This is a genomic window from Mucilaginibacter sp. UR6-11, assembly GCF_020880695.1.
GTDB lineage: Bacteria > Bacteroidota > Bacteroidia > Sphingobacteriales > Sphingobacteriaceae > Mucilaginibacter.
In genome coordinates this window covers 74992-89430 of sequence record NZ_JAJIWO010000002.1, presented here as the reverse complement: position 1 = coordinate 89430, position 14439 = coordinate 74992, and the positions used below count along the sequence as shown (strand labels likewise).

Annotated in this window: 18 protein-coding genes; 13 read left to right on the top strand and 5 right to left on the bottom strand. The window is 44.2% G+C overall.

From position 1 onward, the window contains the following. Positions 1–13 precede the first annotated feature (13 nt). Both modB and LJ658_RS05800 read left to right on the top strand, forming a co-directional pair. Positions 14–685, top strand: coding sequence for a molybdate ABC transporter permease subunit (modB, locus tag LJ658_RS05805; RefSeq protein WP_230545531.1), 672 nt, complete (start codon positions 14–16; stop codon positions 683–685). Then, positions 682–1305, top strand: coding sequence for an ATP-binding cassette domain-containing protein (locus LJ658_RS05800; RefSeq protein WP_230545530.1), 624 nt, complete (start codon positions 682–684; stop codon positions 1303–1305). Before modB ends, LJ658_RS05800 begins: the two co-directional genes overlap by 4 nt. A gap of 52 nt (positions 1306–1357) precedes the next feature. Here LJ658_RS05800 and LJ658_RS05795 read toward each other — a convergent pair whose 3' ends face one another. The 4 genes from LJ658_RS05795 to LJ658_RS05780 all read right to left on the bottom strand — a co-directional run bounded on the left by LJ658_RS05795 (position 1358) and on the right by LJ658_RS05780 (position 3108). After that, positions 1358–1855, bottom strand: a complete 498-nt coding sequence (locus LJ658_RS05795) for a hypothetical protein (RefSeq protein WP_230545529.1) — start codon at positions 1853–1855, stop codon at positions 1358–1360. 110 nt (positions 1856–1965) lie between these two features. Beyond that, on the bottom strand, positions 1966–2187 hold the full coding sequence (locus tag LJ658_RS05790; RefSeq protein ID WP_230545528.1) for a hypothetical protein: 222 nt from the start codon (positions 2185–2187) through the stop codon (positions 1966–1968). A gap of 65 nt (positions 2188–2252) precedes the next feature. Continuing rightward, positions 2253–2528, bottom strand: a complete 276-nt coding sequence (locus LJ658_RS05785; protein WP_230545527.1) for a hypothetical protein — start codon at positions 2526–2528, stop codon at positions 2253–2255. Between the two features lies 1 nt (position 2529). Next, complete coding sequence (locus LJ658_RS05780) at positions 2530–3108, bottom strand: sigma-70 family RNA polymerase sigma factor (protein ID WP_230545526.1); 579 nt, start codon at positions 3106–3108, stop codon at positions 2530–2532. 151 nt (positions 3109–3259) lie between these two features. On the opposite strand from LJ658_RS05780, the gene LJ658_RS05775 reads away from it, so the two are divergent. The 5 genes from LJ658_RS05775 to LJ658_RS05755 all read left to right on the top strand — a co-directional run bounded on the left by LJ658_RS05775 (position 3260) and on the right by LJ658_RS05755 (position 6804). Continuing rightward, entirely contained in the window at positions 3260–4039 is a 780-nt protein-coding gene (locus LJ658_RS05775) for a thioredoxin family protein (RefSeq protein ID WP_230545525.1), read from the top strand. A 40-nt stretch (positions 4040–4079) separates the two neighbouring features. Then, positions 4080–4772 carry a cytochrome b/b6 domain-containing protein gene (locus tag LJ658_RS05770; protein WP_230545524.1) on the top strand — a complete coding sequence of 231 codons (693 nt, stop codon included), beginning with the start codon at positions 4080–4082 and terminating at the stop codon, positions 4770–4772. Next, complete coding sequence (locus tag LJ658_RS05765; protein WP_230545523.1) at positions 4753–5538, top strand: molybdopterin-dependent oxidoreductase; 786 nt, start codon at positions 4753–4755, stop codon at positions 5536–5538. Before LJ658_RS05770 ends, LJ658_RS05765 begins: the two co-directional genes overlap by 20 nt. Before the next feature lie 147 nt (positions 5539–5685). Continuing rightward, the gene (locus LJ658_RS05760) at positions 5686–5886 is read left to right on the top strand and encodes a hypothetical protein (protein ID WP_230545522.1); all 201 of its coding nucleotides are present in this window, start codon (positions 5686–5688) and stop codon (positions 5884–5886) included. A 576-nt stretch (positions 5887–6462) separates the two neighbouring features. Further along, positions 6463–6804 (top strand): hypothetical protein, encoded by a 342-nt coding sequence (locus LJ658_RS05755; protein ID WP_230545521.1) that lies wholly within the window; start codon positions 6463–6465, stop codon positions 6802–6804. A gap of 137 nt (positions 6805–6941) precedes the next feature. On the opposite strand, the gene mfd is transcribed toward LJ658_RS05755, so the two are convergent. Then, positions 6942–10295: a transcription-repair coupling factor gene (gene mfd, locus LJ658_RS05750; RefSeq protein WP_230545520.1), complete on the bottom strand. Its 3354-nt coding sequence runs from the start codon at positions 10293–10295 to the stop codon at positions 6942–6944. 229 nt (positions 10296–10524) lie between these two features. On the opposite strand from mfd, the gene LJ658_RS05745 reads away from it, so the two are divergent. From LJ658_RS05745 to LJ658_RS05720, 6 genes are all read left to right on the top strand, one after another. Continuing rightward, entirely contained in the window at positions 10525–10932 is a 408-nt protein-coding gene (locus LJ658_RS05745; protein ID WP_230545519.1) for a DUF4199 domain-containing protein, read from the top strand. A 151-nt stretch (positions 10933–11083) separates the two neighbouring features. Continuing rightward, positions 11084–11227 (top strand): DUF2752 domain-containing protein, encoded by a 144-nt coding sequence (locus tag LJ658_RS05740; RefSeq protein WP_230546147.1) that lies wholly within the window; start codon positions 11084–11086, stop codon positions 11225–11227. Between the two features lie 165 nt (positions 11228–11392). Then, a complete protein-coding gene (locus LJ658_RS05735) occupies positions 11393–11755 on the top strand; it encodes a TM2 domain-containing protein (protein ID WP_230545518.1) in 363 nt (120 codons plus the stop codon). 153 nt (positions 11756–11908) lie between these two features. Continuing rightward, a complete protein-coding gene (locus LJ658_RS05730; RefSeq protein ID WP_230545517.1) occupies positions 11909–13006 on the top strand; it encodes a Nif3-like dinuclear metal center hexameric protein in 1098 nt (365 codons plus the stop codon). A 165-nt stretch (positions 13007–13171) separates the two neighbouring features. Continuing rightward, positions 13172–13921: a zinc ribbon domain-containing protein gene (locus LJ658_RS05725; protein ID WP_230545516.1), complete on the top strand. Its 750-nt coding sequence runs from the start codon at positions 13172–13174 to the stop codon at positions 13919–13921. A gap of 142 nt (positions 13922–14063) precedes the next feature. Next, complete coding sequence (locus LJ658_RS05720) at positions 14064–14423, top strand: DUF2809 domain-containing protein (RefSeq protein WP_230545515.1); 360 nt, start codon at positions 14064–14066, stop codon at positions 14421–14423. Positions 14424–14439: the final 16 nt, after the last annotated feature.

Genomic DNA, 14439 nt, shown 5'->3' with positions numbered 1-14439 from the left:
TTAACTAACAATAATGGACCTGTCACCAATCTGGCTCACGTTAAAACTGGCATCAATTACCACCCTGTTATTACTGATAGTTGGGCTGCCGGTAGCACGGTGGCTGTCAAAGGGCCGGTCATTTTTAAAAACTATTATCGAAGCTGTTATTACGATGCCGCTGGTATTGCCGCCATCGGTATTGGGCTTTTACTTATTGCTTGCCTTTAGTCCGCAGCATGGTTTGGGCAGGTGGCTGCAGGATGCTTTTGATGTGCAATTTGTTTTTTCATTTAAGGGGCTGGTGCTGGCGTCATTTATCTACAGTATGCCCTTTATGATCGGGCCCGTTAAGTCGGCCCTGCAGCAATTACCGGCCTCGCTCGCACAAGCCTCATATACGCTGGGGAAAACCCGCTGGCAAACCTTTAAAAGCGTTTTGTTGCCCAATATTAAGCCATCACTGCTAACAGCCGTGGTGCTAACCTTTGCACATACCCTGGGCGAGTTTGGTGTGGTGCTGATGATTGGCGGCAATATCCCTGGTGTTACCCGCGTTGCATCCATTGCCGTTTATGACTCGGTTGAGCGCATGGACTATGCCGCGGCAAATACCTATTCGGTCATTCTGTTTACCATTACGTTTATAATGGTAATAAGTGTTTTTGTTTTTAATAAATACCAGGCTAAATCCCCGTTAGAATGATAGCTGTAGCGATAGAGAAAAACTTAAAGGTTTACCGGGGTAAACACGTGCTTAAAATAAATCATCAGTTTAAGACCGGCAGCATCACCAGGATCTACGGGCCGTCGGGCGCCGGTAAAACCACGTTGCTGAAAATTATCGCCGGTTTGATTGATCCTGAAAAAGGAACCATCAGGGTTAACAATGTTCCCTGGCTGGATACCGGGGCGAACATTAGCCTGTCGCCGCAAAAAAGAATGCCGGGCTTTGTTTTCCAGGATTACGCCCTCTTTCCCAACATGACGGTTTTGCAACACCTGGAATATGCAACCAACAACCGCGACTGGATAAACCGCCTTTTACTTTTAGGCCAACTGGATACTTTGGCAGATCATAAACCCATACACCTTTCGGGCGGGCAGCAGCAACGGCTGGCCATATTAAGGGCGCTGGCTATAAAACCCAGGTTATTGTTAATAGATGAGCCGTTTTCGGCCCTTGACCCGGCGATGAAAGCCGAATTAATAACCGGTTTAAAGCCTTTGTTTGCAGAGCTGCAAGCCACGGTTTTAATTGTGAGCCATAACCCGGTTGAGCTGGAGGGGCTGGCTGACGGGGAGCTGTATATTCAACCATTATAAATCTCCAGATAAGGAGACTTCTTAAACTACACGGGAAGATTAGCGACGACGCTTACTGCGCCACCGACACAATGATCTTATCCAGGTTATGCAAATAACGCCTGCCTGTTTTAAAATCCATCATAGAGGTCATTTGCAGGCTTTCTTTCATATCGGCGGCTTTTACGCCGTTCTTTTCCGTCAGGATGTATACATGGTTACCAACCTCGGTATTGTACAGTTCGTTCCACGAGTAAACCACCTTATAGCCATCGGCACCGACAAACTGAAAGTATACCGTACTTAAAAGCTTAGGGCTGCTTACATCAAAAACCGTATGGCTCAGCACATCCTTTATTAAAATGCCTTTTAATTTATCATCCTGGTGTTTGAACGCGCCGGTATGGTCGGTAACTTTAATATCGCCAATAGTTTGTATAATATATTGCTTTAAGGAGTCTATGGTGATAACCGACTCTTTTTTTACCTTGCCTATAATGCTGAATTTGAAGGTTTGCTGCGCAGATGCCGCAGTGGTAAAAAAGGCAAGCAATACCAAAAGCTTTTTCATGGATGGGTTTTAAAGGCCCTAATATAATAATATAAAAATTGCCTGTATTTTGATAGTTGTAAACAATGCAGCGGTTAAAAAAAGCGGGGATATCTCCCCGCTCCGTAATTTTACATTTTGTCCATCTTGCCGGTATCCTTAACCATCTTTCCGCGCGCCATTTTCTTATCCATTTTTTTGTCCGCTTTCTTATCCATTTTAGACATCCTGGACATTTTACCCATCTTGCCGGTATCAGCTAACATCGGGCGGACAGAACGCGCCTGCAGATTTAAGCCAAAAGTTGTTACGATTGCACCTGTGATCAGGATTTTTGAAATAATTGATTTCATGTTGTTGTGGTTTTTATGTGTTTTTCCGGCTTAGTCGCAAGTAAAACCACAACCTTACAATAAAATTATTTTTTATTTAATTCTTCTTCAATACGCTGCTGCAGATCTTGTTTAAAGCCGGCGTTTAAATGTACATCGCTATTGTTTGAGCTTTTTAAAAACTGTTGCACCATTTTGTTTATCAATTGGCTTTGTTTGTCAAATACACGGCAAACAGAGCAGCCCGCCAAATGGATATGCAGTTCTATCTTTTCACGAAGCGTAAGCTTGTCAATCAGCTTTTTCTCTATTAAAAAAGTAGCCTGTTTACAGTTATATTGTATTTTTTTTATCGGCCCCATTTTAAATCCATGTTTTTTGAAGGCATGCCCTCAGGTTAAGTTTCGTACGATGAATAATTACCCAAAAGTTAGCTGACGTGACCTTTAGTTCCGTACAAATATTTTCGGTCGACTCATCCTCCATGTGCTTCATGGTAAAAACCGCCAGCCATAATGCGGGTAATTTTTTCAAACATTGTTGCAGCACCAGGTTAAATTCTTTGTTGTGCAGGGGGTCATGATCCTCAATGCCAAATTCTTTTGGCCGGTGTTCTTCGCGCCAATGGCCATCTGCCGGATAAAAAAAATCTTCCTGCTCTTGCTCGGCAGCCCTTATCGTAACGTTATTAAGTCCAGAGGACCGCCTGCGATAGGTATCAATGATTTTGTTTTTTAAGATGGCTGTTAACCAGGTTCGTTCGGTACTTTTACCCTCAAACATATCGGCCCGTTCCAATGCAGCCAAAAAAACTTCCTGCACCAGGTCGCGCGCCTGTTCTTCGTCATTAAGGCGGGCTAATGCATAGGCATATAGGTAATCGGCATAATTGTCAACCCATTTATGCGGGTTAAGTAAGGAGGACGTGGTGGTGGCTAACATCTCTATTTTATCCGGTAAATATTATATCAGTCGTAAATAAGCTGTAAACCTTACAATAAATGTCAGGTTAAATAAAATTATTAAATTTATTGTAAGGTTTACAATGCCGGGCCGACCAATTGCGTATATACATTTATTAACTTTCATTAAAATGAAAAAGCTAAAAATATTTATTATAGCAGTTGCCGTTATGTTGCTTGCAATTGTTACCCCGGTATTTAGTGCCGCAAAGCCAACTAACTATGCAACTGCGGGGAAAGGCTTCGCAGTGATCGAGCTGTTTACCTCCGAGGGCTGCTCAAGCTGCCCGCCGGCTGATGAACTGGTAGCCAGGATCCAAAAGGAATATAATGACCAGCCTGTTTACATCCTGGCATTTCATGTAGACTACTGGAACCGACTTGGCTGGCGCGACATATTCAGCAGTGCTGACTACACTAAAAGACAAGGCGCTTATGCGCAATACCTGCACCTGCCGCAGGTTTATACGCCGCAAATAGTGGTTAACGGCAAAAAAGAATTTGTAGGCTCAGAAGAAGGCACATTGCGCAATGCTATTAAGGCGGGCCTGCAAAAGCCGTCAACGGCACAAATAACGCTAAGCAATGTTAAGGCCGGCGCACAAAAATTAACGCTGCATTACCAGGCAGCGGGTAACGGCGACAACAGCCGGTTGCTGCTGGCCCTGGTACAAAAATCGGCGCAAACCAGCGTAAAAGCCGGCGAAAATAAGGGGCGTAACCTGGCACATGTTCAGGTTGTCCGCCAGCTGCAGGGCAGTCTTTTAAGCAACGGCAAAAGCGGCGACGAAAGCCTGGTCCTGCCCAAAGACTTTAACCCGCAAAACTGGGAGATCATTGGCTTGCTGCAAAACACAACAACCGGCGAAATTATCGGCGCTGCCAGACAAGCACTTGCATCGGCGGGTTAATCTCGGGACAGCATTAAAATATTATCATTAAATTCAATCCGTGAAACAGATCAAAGAAAAACATTCATTAGCCATGCGCTGGTGCCATTGGGTAAACTTCCCGATGCTGTCTGTCATGATATGGAGCGGGATGCTGATCTACTGGGCCAACGACGAATATAAAGTCACCCTGTTTGGTCATACCTTTTTTAAGTTCTTCCCTGATTGGTTCTACACTAAATTTCACCTGGTACACCGGTTGTCAGAAGGCATGGCGTTCCACTTTTTATTTATGTGGTTCTTTATCCTTAACGGGGTGTTTTATGTGGCTTACACCCTCGTATCGGGCGAGTGGCGCGAGCTTGTCCCTCAAAAAAAGTCATTTAAAGAGGCCTGGCAGGTATTGCTGCATGATCTGCATATCCGCAAAATGGCGCCCCCGCAAAAAAAATATAATGCCGCCCAGCGGATAGCCTATACCGCCATAATTGTAATGGGTATCGGCTCGGTGGTTACCGGTTTAGCCATATACAAACCCGTGCAGTTTTATTATTTAACCTGGTTATGCGGCGGCTATCATTTTGCGCGCATTATCCATTTTGTGCTAACGCTGGGCTATGTTTTCTTTTTTGTGATCCATGTGGTGCAGGTTTTCCTGGCGGGATGGAAAAACTTTAGTTCGGCAGTTACCGGGTTTGAGGTTATTAACACCAAACCCATTATTGAAAAAGCCCATGACGAAGAAAAAAGTTAAACAATCGCTCACCATCGACCAAAAAATAAACCGGCGCACCTTTATATCGTTTGGTGTTTTTGGGGCGGCAGTTGCCGGCGGCGTATTTGGGTGGAAGTGGCTGTACAACTCGCCGGATGAGGTAAAAGGGATTACCGGCGGCCAGCGGGTGCCGTTGCGCCGTGCGCTCAATAAAACAGAGATCGCCGTTCGCCGCCTGTTTTATAATGAAAACCACCTGGTTAAAACCTATCCAAAATCAATGGCGGCCAAAAACGTGCGCTATAACAGCGACATCGGCATTGAAGACAATAAGCCGTTTGATATAGCCGCCTGGAAACTGGAAGTTAAAAAACAAAATGGCGAAACATTAAATGTTACCCTGGCCGATTTAAAGGCCCTGCCCAAAACTGAGATCGTTTTTGATTTTAAATGCGTGGAGGGATGGGACCAGATCTCTTACTGGGGTGGCGTAAGGCTGATTGACTTTATAATGCATTATAACCTTCACGACCAAACGCGGCTGCAATACGTGGGTATGGAAACGCCCGATAAGACCTATTATGTTGGCATTGATATGCCCAGTGCCATACACCCGCAAACCCTGCTGGCCTATGAGGTTAACGCCAAACCATTGCCGCTTGACCATGGCGCACCGCTAAGGCTCATCATCCCGGTTAAGTATGGCATAAAAAACCTGAAACGCATTGGCACCATAAGCTTTAGCAATGCCCGGCCGCGTGATTACTGGGCCGAATTGGGGTATGATTATTACTCGGGCTTGTAGCCATACCTTGAAATGAATACCGGGTACGCTTTATAGCTATCAACCGTGCACGCCGCTCTTTCTATCTTTCCTTACAAAAAATTACTGCTGCTTAAAATTGGTTAACTAACAACTACTGTTATATTAGTATATTAATTTCAATAAAGTATGCTGGTAGACGACGAAGAAACAAACAGAAACTACAAAATTCATTGCCTTGAAATAGCCATGAGCGAGCTTCAGAATGAAATGCAGGGTTATAAGGAACGGTTGAAAGAGTTTATGTTTTTAAGAGAAGATTTTCATGAAATAATTGAGAATAAAGATAAACACCCCTCGCGCATATTTTTATTAAAGCGTTATTTTTAAACTGATTACAACACGCTGTGCGATAACCGGCATAGCCCTTTCGCCGAAACCATACCGCACCTAACAGATAACCGTTGGTATGCCCAACATTACTCCTTACCAATCCTTTACCAGGCTATTGCTGTAAGAAAGACTCCACTCTTTTCTGGCTTAAATCTGTTATAACCGACAAGGGGCTATTTCTAAATAAATAATATTTTATATAATTAATTTATAATTGCTTGAATATTATCGTGTTGGTTAAATATGTTATTTACTGGCACGGTCGTTGCCTATGGGGTTGCAACTAAGGAAAAACGAGGATGATAATATTGAATGATAGTTTACACGTGTTTATTATAACGATGATAATGGTGTTAGGAGTTGGCGGAGCGTTAATAACAGGCGGAAAATTTGACTTCTGGTCATCGCGTTTAATAAACGAAAAACGCCGCAGGCTGACCCGAATCTTGAAGCAAAAGCAGCACTCCATCAAAAATTAACCCACATCATTTTAACTTTAAACAGCGCCGGCGTTCCTTAACAGGCGGGGATACGTTAACCGTAAACGCCCACGGGAACCGGCAACTAAAGATTATGACCGTACATTTTTTTAACAACAACATACCAGAAGCCAGGTTTGAACTGAGGTGGGGAAACGAAGGGCACAAAACCCCCTCTATAAAATTAAGCCCGGGCGATATGGCTTCTTTTGACCTGGATGTTTTTAGTGAGATACCTGATGGTGCCTATTGCCGGGCCTATGCCTGCCAGGTAGGTACTGATCTGGCCAAACAATCGTCCATTAGGTTTAAGTATGTAAAAGGGCGCGGCTTTGGCGGCACGTTTGAGTTTTGCAAACGGTTATTTGGGTTAGGGTTAACCTATTACCGCCCTGTTAACGAGCCGGAGCTATCTGTTTATAACGCCAATCGATAATATACTTGATTGGGCACACTGTCCGTTCTGGCAAGCGTGTAGTTGTCTGTGGGGGCACAGACAACGGGGTGGTCCTATTTCGTGCTTCGTGTCCTAACAGACAGCAAGCAGTCAGTGCAGAGGATATTAAAAGTTATTTACGCTTCCTGAACTTCCAGCATTCCACTCAATAACTCAACCGCTTCGGTAATCCCCATTACCCCTTCAATACTTAAACGTAGGGTGTTTTTTACTTCTTTTAAATTGGTGCGGCGCGGGTTGGCCTGCACAAAGTTGAGCACATTGCGAAAAGCCGCGGTTTCAAAGTAAGGCGATTGCTGGTTGGTAATGAAATAGCCGCGTAACACGCCTTTTTTTAGTGATATTTTTTCAAAACCTATGGCTTTGCCGGTCCATTGCAGGCGCATGGTATTGAGCAGGTCGTTTACCTGCGGAGGTATCGGGCCGAAGCGATCATGCAGCTGTTGTTGAAATGCTTGCAGTTCGGCCTCGTTTTCCAGTTTTGACAGGTCAGAATATAAGTTATACCGCTCTGATAAGCTGGTTACGTATTCGTTAGGGATCAGGATCTCCAGGTCGGTATCAACCTGTGTATAGGCTACAAACGGGCGCGGTTTATCATCAGGAAACAAACCTTTAAATTCGTCGTCCTTTAACTCGTGTATGGCTTCGTCCAGTATTTTATGATACATCTCAAACCCTATTTCGGCAATAAAGCCGCTTTGTTCGGCGCCTAACAAATTTCCGCTGCCGCGGATATCCAGGTCGCGCATAGCAACATTAAAGCCGCTGCCGAGGTCTGAAAATTCTTCAATGGCGCTCAGGCGTTTACGGGCCTCGTTGGTCAGGGTTGACAATGGCGGGCTCAGCAAATAGCAATAGGCCTTTTTATTGCTCCGGCCCACCCGGCCGCGCATCTGGTGCAGGTCGCTCAGCCCAAACATGTGCGCGTGGTTAATAATAATGGTATTGGCATTGGGGATATCCAGTCCGGCCTCAATAATGGTGGTGGCTACCAATACATCATACTCGTTGTTCACAAATTTCAGCATCACATCTTCCAGCGCGTCGCCCTCCAGCTGGCCGTGGGCTATGCCGACGCGTGCGCCCGGCACCAGTTTATGGATCATGCCGCCCAACTGCGGCAGATCACTTACCCGGTTATGGATAAAGAACACCTGGCCGCCACGTTCAAGTTCAAATTCAACGGCTTCTTTTATCAGCTTATCATTAAACACATGCAGCTCGGTAACAACCGGCTGGCGGTTTGGCGGCGGGGTTGATATAATAGAAAGATCGCGCGCGCCCATCAGCGAGAAATGCAGGGTACGCGGAATAGGTGTCGCTGTCAATGTCAACGTATCTACATTGGCGCGCATTTGTTTGAGTTTCTCTTTGGTGCTTACGCCAAATTTTTGTTCCTCATCAATGATCATCAGGCCAAGGTCCTTAAACTTTACATCCTTACTTACCAGGCGGTGCGTGCCGATAATAATATCAACCTTACCCTCTTTTAGCTTCTCTAAAGTTTCCTTGATCTGCTTGCTCGATTTAAAGCGGTTAACGTAATCGATATTACAAGGGAAGCCTTTCAGGCGCTCGCTAAACGTTTTATAATGCTGGGCGGCTAAAATGGTCGTCGGTACCAATATGGCAACCTGCTTGCTGTCGGCAACGGCTTTAAACGCCGCGCGGATGGCAACCTCTGTTTTACCAAAGCCCACATCGCCGCAGATCAGGCGGTCCATCGGGTGCGGGGCCTCCATATCCTTTTTAAAATCGGTGGTAGCTTTTTCCTGGTCGGGGGTATCCTCGTAAATAAAGGATGCTTCCAGCTCGGTTTGCAGATAGCTGTCGGGCGAAAACGAGTTGCCCACCTGCGATTTACGCAGGGCATAAAGCCTGATCAGATCGCGGGCTATATCTTTAACTTTTTTTTTTGTTGTTTTCTTCAGCTTTTCCCACGTATCAGTACCCAGCTTGTTCATCCGGGGTACGGTGCCTTCTTTGCCGCTATATTTTGAAATGCGGTTAAGCGAGTTGATGTTTACATACAACAGGTCGTTATCCGCATAAATTAAGCGGATCATCTCCTGCTGCTTGCCGGCAACTTCTACTTTTTCCAAACCGGCATATTTACCAATGCCATGGTCAATATGGGTAACATAATCGCCGGGCTTTAGCTCGCGCAGTTCTTTCAGCGTGATAGCCTGCGACCGCTGGTAACCTTTTTTAAGCTTGTATTTATAGTAACGATCAAAGATCTGTTGATCGGTATAAGCAGCCAGGTGCTGTTCGCGGTCCACAAACCCTTCGCGGATAGAAACGCTTATCGGTGTAAACTTTACGGTTTTATCCAGGTCCTCTAAAATGGCGTAAAGCCGCTCTACCTGTCGCGCCGAATCCGTAAGGATAAAATTCTCTATCTTTTCGGTTTCATTGTTTTTAAAGTTATGGATGAGCAGGCTAAAGTCTTTATTGAACGATGGCTGCGGCCGAAGATCAAAGCTGATAGTTTCGGTAGGCTGATAGAAGAACTGCTTGCCAAATTCAATTACAGGGTAGTCATGCAACTGATCGGCAATTAGCTTCTCATCCGTAAAACCAAACTTGGGGTCTATCCAATCCGGGTTTTGGTTTTTTTCATCGGCCGATAAAGCCTTCCATAGCTGGGTGGCTTTTTTATAGCCCGACTGGATAATATCAAACGTAAACTGTACGTCTTTGATCCAGATCTGGGTATCATCGTCAATATATTCTAATAGGGATATATTACTTTCTGTTAAGAATTTTGATTGTACATTAGGCACAATGGTAATGCTCTTTACCTGCTCAACAGATAATTGGCTCTCGATCTCAAACGTCCGGATCGACTCGATCATATCGCCCCAAAACTCAACCCGGTAGGGTAGCTCGTGCGAGAAAGAGAAGATATCAACAATACCGCCGCGGATAGAGAACTGCCCCGGCTCGTATACAAAATCAACGCGGTCAAAATCGTACTCCACCAAAAACTCGTTGATAAAATCAATGCTCAGCTTATTGGTAACGGCGATCTCAAGGGTGTTTTTTTCTAATGATGCACGGTCGATCACCTTTTCGGCCAGGGCCTCGGGGTAGGTTACGATCAGCTGCCCAAATTCAGACGAGTGGTTTAGCTCGTTCAACACCTCGGCGCGTGCTAAAACATTGCTGCTATCGGGCTGGGTAAACTCAAACGGTTTGCGGTATGATGACGGGAAAAGTAAAACTTCTTTACCGGTCAAATTTTCCAGGTCGGCCTGGAAATAGCCAGCTTCTTCGCGCTCGGGTAGTACAAACACCATGTGCTTATGCTGCAAAAAATACAATGCTACCGCCATGGTCGCATCACCCGATCCGACCAAACCACGAAGCTGTATCCTTGGATTTTTTGACGCGTTTAAGGCTTTTGCAAGTGCCGTAATCCGGTCATCAGCTTTATATCTTTCTAATATATCACGGATGTTCAAAACGGTGCAAAGATAGGTAAAAAGGATTGCCGATTAATGTTGATTTACGGATTACGCTGATTTTTTCGGCTGGCCGGCCGCTTTTAAAAAGGGGCTTATGCCGTTTAAAATTTAATTAAACAAAACAATCTCCCCTTAAAAATCCTTTTTATGATAGTTTAACAACGTATGGCATTTATGACCCGTATTAAATTACAACTCACAACTTTTAACCTAATACTCAAATAAAATGAAAAATGCATTAATATGGGGCGCCGTTATAGGGGTACTAAGCGCTGCCTGGTTATTTATTACACATGCAATGGGTTATGATACTTATGACGATAAAACGGCACCTTTCGAGTATCTGTCTATCCTTATACCTGTAGCGGGCCTGTTTTTTGGTGTAAAAGGTTATCGCGATCATGAGCTTGGCGGCAACATGGGCTTTTTAGAAGCGCTGATCCAAAGCTTCAAGATCTTATTATTTGGTGGTATCCTGGCCGTTTTTGCCGGTATAGTTTATATCAATTATATACAGGCGGGCAATAACTTTACCGCTTTTTCGGGCCGTATGTTTGGCGCACTGTTGGTTGGATTATTGTCTTCATTAGCTGTATCTTTGGTTTTGGCAACAAAATCAAACAAGGTTGATTAAGTTTTTAAAAACAAACTTCGAACTTATTTTTTGGATTGCGGCTTTGATAGCGTTGGGCATAACTAACCCTGCTATCGGGTCGCAATATTCGTTATGCCCGCTTAAGGCTGTGGGTATAACCTGGTGCCCGGGCTGCGGCATCGGCCACGCCATGTCCTGGCTGCTGCATGGTGATTTGATTAGATCGTGGCGCGCCCATTGGCTGGGGGTTCCGGCTTTGCTGATTATCACTTACCGGATTTTTACTCTCGGCCGCAACCTGTTTAGGCTTAAAAAAGAATTTCGGTTTAATTAATACAGAAGGATTCACCGATACCCACACTTTCTCCATACATTTTCACCGCCCAAATTACCGCGCTTACCGAGTTGTTTACCCGCCCTGCCCATTTTGCGTAGGCCGATATTTAGTTCTATATTAGTTTTGGGGTATAAATAAAAACAATTACTAAAAACCAACATCATGAATATGCAACAAAATCCGTATATGAACCTTTCGGGCATTACAACAGAAGAATTAGCCGTTTTACAACAAGCTACCGCCGGGCTTAATGACGACCAAAAAAAATATTTCTTTATGATCTACTCGGGCAAACGTAAAAGCCCGCAGGACATGTTGATATTTTCTTTAATCGGTTTGTTTTTGTTACCTGGCCTGCAACGTTTTATTACCGGGCAAATAGGTATGGGTATATTGTATCTGTTTACCGTGGGTTTGTGTTTTATAGGTTCAATTATGGACTTAGTTAATCACAAAACTTTAGCCTATGAATACAACCAGAAAATGGCTTTCGAAAGTTTTAACCTTGCTAAAATGGGTAACTAATCATCCGTAGGGGCCAAACCCCGATCTATTATATATTTTGGAAACTGTGAAGACGCAAAAGACATTTGCGTCTTTACTTGTTTAATAGGATTTTTGGTACTTTTATCCAACATCGGTGTAATCAAACAAACACCCGTGCAATCCTTTTTCAAAATGAAACTATCCCAACTTACCACCTATCTTGAAAGCATTGCCCCGCTGGCTTACCAGGAAGATTATGACAATGCCGGCCTTATTGTTGGTAACCCCGACCAGGAGATCCACCAGGTTTTAATATCGCTGGATTGTATTGAGGCCGTAGTTGATGAGGCAATTGCCACCAATTGCCAGGTAATTGTATCGCATCATCCCATTGTGTTTAAAGGATTAAAGAAATTTAACGGCAAAACCTATGTAGAGCGGGTAGTCGAGAAAGCTATCCGTAATAATATTGCGCTTTACGCCATCCATACCAATTTAGACAGTGTAATGACCGGCGTAAACGCCAAAATTTGCGAAACGCTGGGATTGGAGAATACGCATATTTTATCGCCCAAACAGGGTTTACTTAAAAAGCTGGTTACCTATGTACCCACCAGCCATGTCGACCAGGTGCGCAATGCGCTGTTCCATGCCGGGGCCGGCAACATTGGCAATTATAGCGAATGCAGCTTTAATGCCGAGGGCACGGGCACATTTAAGGGCAACGAAGACAGCGACCCGTATGTGGGCCAGCCAGGCATACGCCATACCGAAGAGGAAACGCGCATAGAAACCGTCTATCCGGCCAACCTGGAGAGTAAAATATTAATGGCGCTGATTTTGGCGCATCCGTATGAAGAGGTTGCTTATGATCTTTACGCCTTAACCAATCAGCACCAGCAGGTAGGGGCCGGCATGGTGGGCGAGCTGGACCAGGCCATGGACGCCGAAGAGTTTTTATATCACCTTAAAGAAAAAATGCACGCGCATGTAATACGCCACACGGCTTTTACCGGTAAGTCAATTAAAAAGGTTGCCGTTTGCGGCGGTTCAGGCGGGTTTTTGTTAAAGCAGGCTATGGCTGCCGGCGCCGATATTTTTATCACCGCCGACTATAAATACCACGAGTTTTTTGACGCAGACGGCAAAATTATCATTGCCGATATCGGCCATTTTGAAAGCGAGCAGTTTACCCAACAACTGCTGCATGAACTGATCCATGAAAAATTTGCCGAACTGCCATTGCGGCTAACCAGTGTTAATACTAATCCGGTTAAGTATTTTATGTAGGATCCTGCCCCGTTTTTCCCTTGGTAAAATAAGGCGTTCATGAGCATATCGCCGTTTAGAAGGGTGAAAAACAGCAATTTACAATTGAATTATAAAATATTTTAAAAAAGTTGTATCTTTGCCATCCGTTTATAAAAAGAAATAAGTATAAATCCCGTCAAAATAATGGAACAAACCGTAGAACAAAAGCTTAAAGCGTTATACGAATTACAAACCATCCACACTAAAATTGATAAAATTCGCCAGATAAGAGGTGAATTACCTATGGAAGTTGCCGACCTTGAAGATGATGTTGCAGGTTTGGAAACCCGTATACAAAAAATCAAGGCCGAACTGGATGATCTGGAGGATGATATTGTTACCCGTAAAAACCTGATCAAAGATGCGCTGGCCAATACCAAGAAATATGAAGCCCAGCTTAACGAAGTAAAAAACAACCGCGAGTATGATGCGATCTCGAAAGAGATTGAAATACAAGGGTTAGATATACAGGTAAGTGAGAAAAAAATACGTGAATTTGGTTTTGAGATCGCTTCAAAAACCCAGGTTTATGAAAAAGCGCTTGCTGATCTGGAAGCCCGCAAAAGTGACCTTCAGGCTAAGAAAGATGAGTTAGGCACCATTACCGCCGAAACTGAAAAAGATGAAAACGAGTTAACAACACAAGCAGATAAAGCCGTTAAAAATATCGACGAGCGTTTACTGGTTGCTTATAACCGTTTACGTCAAAATGCTAAAAACGGCCTGGCCGTAGTTACCATCCAGCGCGATTCATGCTCAGGATGCTTTAACCAGATCCCGCCTCAGCGTCAGTCTGATATCCGTCAACGCAAAAAAGTTATTGTTTGCGAGCATTGCGGCCGTATCCTGATTGATGAGCAAATGGCGCTTGAAGCAGAAACTGCAACCGTATAATAAGGCAATACAGCTATATCAAAAAGCGTCCGTCATTAATTTTGACGGACGCTTTTTGTATATATTAGGGTTACATCTGTGTTAAAATATATATATTTAACCGATGCTAAAAGCGCGCTTAATTTACTTGATCCTTATTTTAATGACGGTGGTTGCCGGCCTGGTCTCGCGCGAATTATCGTCCACCGTTGTCCCTTTATTTGTTGGTGATATTTTATGGGGATTAGCCGTTTTTTTATTAATGCGGTTTATATTTATACAAAAGCCACTAACATTTACCATAATAGTAAGCTTAATTTACGCTTACGCCACCGAGTTTAGCCAGCTTTACAGCGCCCCCTGGATTGATAATTTACGCCAGACATTTTTAGGCAAAGTACTGCTGGGAGAAACTTTTTTTATTGGTGACCTGGCCAGCTACACCATCGGCATTGGCCTTGGCGTATTGGTTGAATTGTCATTACGCACTTTGATCACGAGTATGTATCCTTCGGTTGACTAATTAGCATGGCGCGCCC

What these genes read in the sequence shown, in the direction of transcription:
- LJ658_RS05780 (WP_230545526.1), bottom strand. Translation starts at nt 3,108, where the DNA reads ATGTTAGCCACCACCACGTCCTCCTTACTTAACCCGCATAAATGGGTT.
- LJ658_RS05790 (WP_230545528.1), bottom strand. Translation starts at nt 2,187, where the DNA reads ATGAAATCAATTATTTCAAAAATCCTGATCACAGGTGCAATCGTAACA.
- LJ658_RS05720 (WP_230545515.1), top strand. Translation starts at nt 14,064, where the DNA reads ATGACGGTGGTTGCCGGCCTGGTCTCGCGCGAATTATCGTCCACCGTT.
- LJ658_RS05785 (WP_230545527.1), bottom strand. Translation starts at nt 2,528, where the DNA reads ATGGGGCCGATAAAAAAAATACAATATAACTGTAAACAGGCTACTTTT.
- LJ658_RS05765 (WP_230545523.1), top strand. Translation starts at nt 4,753, where the DNA reads ATGACGAAGAAAAAAGTTAAACAATCGCTCACCATCGACCAAAAAATA.
- LJ658_RS05725 (WP_230545516.1), top strand. Translation starts at nt 13,172, where the DNA reads ATGGAACAAACCGTAGAACAAAAGCTTAAAGCGTTATACGAATTACAA.
- LJ658_RS05795 (WP_230545529.1), bottom strand. Translation starts at nt 1,855, where the DNA reads ATGAAAAAGCTTTTGGTATTGCTTGCCTTTTTTACCACTGCGGCATCT.
- LJ658_RS05775 (WP_230545525.1), top strand. Translation starts at nt 3,260, where the DNA reads ATGAAAAAGCTAAAAATATTTATTATAGCAGTTGCCGTTATGTTGCTT.
- LJ658_RS05755 (WP_230545521.1), top strand. Translation starts at nt 6,463, where the DNA reads ATGACCGTACATTTTTTTAACAACAACATACCAGAAGCCAGGTTTGAA.
- modB (WP_230545531.1), top strand. Translation starts at nt 14, where the DNA reads ATGGACCTGTCACCAATCTGGCTCACGTTAAAACTGGCATCAATTACC.
- LJ658_RS05740 (WP_230546147.1), top strand. Translation starts at nt 11,084, where the DNA reads ATGTCCTGGCTGCTGCATGGTGATTTGATTAGATCGTGGCGCGCCCAT.
- LJ658_RS05745 (WP_230545519.1), top strand. Translation starts at nt 10,525, where the DNA reads ATGAAAAATGCATTAATATGGGGCGCCGTTATAGGGGTACTAAGCGCT.
- LJ658_RS05800 (WP_230545530.1), top strand. Translation starts at nt 682, where the DNA reads ATGATAGCTGTAGCGATAGAGAAAAACTTAAAGGTTTACCGGGGTAAA.
- LJ658_RS05735 (WP_230545518.1), top strand. Translation starts at nt 11,393, where the DNA reads ATGAATATGCAACAAAATCCGTATATGAACCTTTCGGGCATTACAACA.
- LJ658_RS05760 (WP_230545522.1), top strand. Translation starts at nt 5,686, where the DNA reads ATGCTGGTAGACGACGAAGAAACAAACAGAAACTACAAAATTCATTGC.
- LJ658_RS05730 (WP_230545517.1), top strand. Translation starts at nt 11,909, where the DNA reads ATGAAACTATCCCAACTTACCACCTATCTTGAAAGCATTGCCCCGCTG.